We start from the raw sequence: 3,025 nt of genomic DNA, 5'->3' as shown, positions 1-3,025 counted from the left end.
GGTTCGGTGTTGGCGGCGGGGCAGGCGAATTATGCGGCGGCGAATGTGTTCCTGGATGCGTTGGCGGTGCAGCGTCATGCGGAGGGGCTGCCGGCCACCTCACTCGCGTACGGACTGTGGGACGTCGCCACAGGTCTGACCGAGGCCATCGAAGACGACGTTCGTCTGATGGCGGCACGCGGCCTGCCCGCCCTCGCCCCCGCCGACGCGCTCCGGCTCTTCGACGCCGGTCTGCGTTCCGGCCGGCCCGCGCTCGTGCCGCTCGCCGTCGACATACCGACGCTGAAGGCGAAGCCGGGTGCGCTGCACTCCCTTCTGCGGGACATGGTCCTCACCGAGGCCGGTCCCATGGTCCGGAACCGCACGAAGGGCGGCGATCCCGCCGCCTTGATCGCCCGTCTCACCGGGCTGGGCGCCGAGGACCGTGAACGGGCCCTGCTGGACCTGGTACGGGGCCACGCCGCAGCGGTCCTGGGGCACTCGGGAGCCGAAGCGGTCCCCGCCGAGCGCGGATTCCTCGACATCGGATTCGACTCACTGACGGCTCTGGAACTCAGGGGACGCCTGGGTGAAGTGACCGGCTGCCGGCTGGCGCCTACCCTGATCTTCGACTACCCCTCGGCCGCCGAACTCGCCACACACCTACGCCGGACGCTCTTCGGTGAGGACGCACCCGCGGACGATCTGAGCGCTGCCACCGCGGACGAACTGTTCGACATTCTTGACGGCGAGGCGTAGTGCCTTGCCGGCAGGTTGTGCCGGTCATGGCGCGGGCCGTTCACATGAGCACTGACCTGAGATGAGGAGCGAGCGTGCTGAACCGGATAGTCGTCGTGGGCGCGGCGGCCGCAGGGCTGACCGCGGTGGAGACGCTGCGTGCCAAGAGCTACGAAGGCGGGCTGACGCTCGTCGGTGATGAGCGGCATCCGCCCTACGACCGGCCGCCGCTCTCCAAGGAGTTGCTGAGCGAGGGCTGGGAGCCGCCGAGCACCTGGTTGCGCAAGGAGGATGTGCTGGCCGCCGTCGATGTCGACCTGCGCCTCGGCTGCCGGGCCACCGGTCTGGACCGGGCCGCCCGCACCGTCACCCTCTCCACCGGCGAGAAGCTGCCCTACGACGCGGCGATCATCGCCACCGGTCTGCGGCCGCGCAGGCTGCCGTACGGAGAGGGCCTTCGGGGAGTGCATGTCCTGCGTTCCCTGGACGACGCGGTACACCTTCGCGAGGCGCTCGCCGCAGGCCCCAGGGTGGCGGTCATCGGGGCCGGTTTCCTCGGTGCGGAGATCGCCGCCACGGCGCGCGGTGCCGGACTCGACGTGACGCTGATCGACACGAACGCCCAGCCCCTCGAGCGCCAGGTCGGTGCCGGGATCGGCGAGCTCGTGGCCGGACTGCACCGTGATCACGGGGTGCGGCTCGTCCTGGGCGCCGACGTCGTGGGAATGGCCCAGGACGAGGCCGGTGTTCGCGGGGTCCTGCTGGCGGACGGCACCACCGTCGACGCCGATCTGGTCGTCGTCGCGATCGGTTCGGTGCCCGCCGTGGACTGGCTCGCCGACTCCGGACTGCCCCTGGGGGACGGAGTCCTGTGCGATGCCTACTGCCGGGCCGCCCCCGGGGTGTGGGCGGCGGGGGACGTCGCCAACTGGCCCCACCCGCTGGTGGCGGGGGCCCGGGTCAGGCTCGAACAGCGGACCAACGCCGCCCAGCAGGCCATGGCCGTCGTCTCCAACCTGCTGGCCGGCGACGAGGGTGCGCGACCGTACGCCCCGGTGCCCTTCGGCTGGACCGATCAGTTCGGGCAGAAGATCCAGACGGTCGGCTGGTGCCCCCCGGGCGCGCGGACAGAGATCGTCAGCGGTTCGACCGCGGACCGGCAGTTCGTCGCCGCGTACCACCGCGACGGGATCCTCGTCGGAGCACTCGGCTGGAACAGTGCGCGCGGTCTGCGGCAATGCCGGCTCCTGCTCGGCCGGCCGTCGGACGAACTCGCCACCGCGGCAGCGGGCGTCTGACGCCCGAACCAGGGAGGGCGGGGCGCGAACCAGGGAGGGGCCCCGCCGGGCGCGGTGTCGTACCGTCTCTCCACCCCGGTCTCACAACGGCTCCGCGTACGACGGACCCGAGGCGTATACGATGCTCTATGCGTGCATGATACGCATGGGGAGGCTTCCGATGAAGGCAGGCACGAGATGACTACTGGTGGAGGAACGGGCACGGAAGGCGTCGGCCTGCCAAACAGCATCGCGGTGCTCTGGGAGCTCCGGAACCGGGAGCAGCGCACCGCGCGTACCGGCCTGAGTGTCGAGCGCATCGTGACGGCCGCGATCGAGTCGGCGGATGCCGACGGCCTTGCCGGGCTGTCCATGTCCCGTGTCGCCAAGAGCCTCGACTTCGGCACCATGTCGCTGTACCGCCATGTGTCGAGCAAGGACGAGCTGCGGCAGCTGATGCTGGACATGGCCTACGGCACCCCGCCGCGCATCGACACGGCGGAGGGGGACTGGCGGGTCGGGCTCGAGCAGTGGGCCCGTGCTTTCCAGGAGGTCTTCCACCGCCATCCCTGGATGCTTCAGATCTCGGTCAGCGGACCGCCCCTGGAACCGGGACAGCTCAGCTGGCTGGAGTGCGGTCTGCGCACCCTGGGCGGCACCGCCCTGAGGCCGGACGAGAAGCTCTCCGTGATGATGCTGATGATCGGCTACGTGCGCAACATCGTGCAGATGTCGCTGGGTGTCGTGACCGAGGGGATCAGCGAGGAGGACCTGATGGCCAACTACGGCCGCGCGCTGGCCAAGTACGCCGACTCCACGTCGTTCCCCGCCCTCGCCGAGCTGCTGGAGGCCGGGGCCTTCGACGAGCCCGAGGACGACTTCACCTTCGGGCTCCAGCGGGTCCTGGACGGCATCGAGGTGCTGGTCCGTATCCGCAACGGAGAGAAGCCGCTCACCTGATCCGGCCACCGGCCGGGGGCAGCGAGTAAGTGAACTTGCTGTCGCCCCAGTTGACGGTGATCTGCTGGGCC

The 3,025-nt window shown here is 70.4% G+C and carries 3 protein-coding genes; all 3 read left to right on the top strand.

Features of this window, described 5'->3' with window-relative positions; genetic code table 11:
• Positions 1-738 (top strand): beta-ketoacyl reductase (locus tag ACFVJX_RS35975; RefSeq protein ID WP_384136896.1); only part of this gene is annotated, 738 nt, incomplete at its 5' end.
• A 74-nt stretch (positions 739-812) separates the two neighbouring features.
• Positions 813-2,015 carry an NAD(P)/FAD-dependent oxidoreductase gene (locus ACFVJX_RS35970; RefSeq protein WP_384136898.1) on the top strand — a complete coding sequence of 401 codons (1,203 nt, stop codon included), beginning with the start codon at positions 813-815 and terminating at the stop codon, positions 2,013-2,015.
• Positions 2,016-2,192: 177 nt separating this feature from the next.
• Complete coding sequence (locus ACFVJX_RS35965; RefSeq protein WP_384136900.1) at positions 2,193-2,954, top strand: TetR/AcrR family transcriptional regulator; 762 nt, start codon at positions 2,193-2,195, stop codon at positions 2,952-2,954.
• The last annotated feature ends 71 nt before the right edge of the window (positions 2,955-3,025 follow it).

It is taken from the genome of Streptomyces sp. NPDC127177, from assembly GCF_042672475.1.
Classification (GTDB): Bacteria; Actinomycetota; Actinomycetes; order Streptomycetales; family Streptomycetaceae; genus Streptomyces.
The sequence above is the reverse complement of the archived record's forward strand: the minus strand, read 5'-3'. Positions and strand labels throughout refer to the sequence as shown.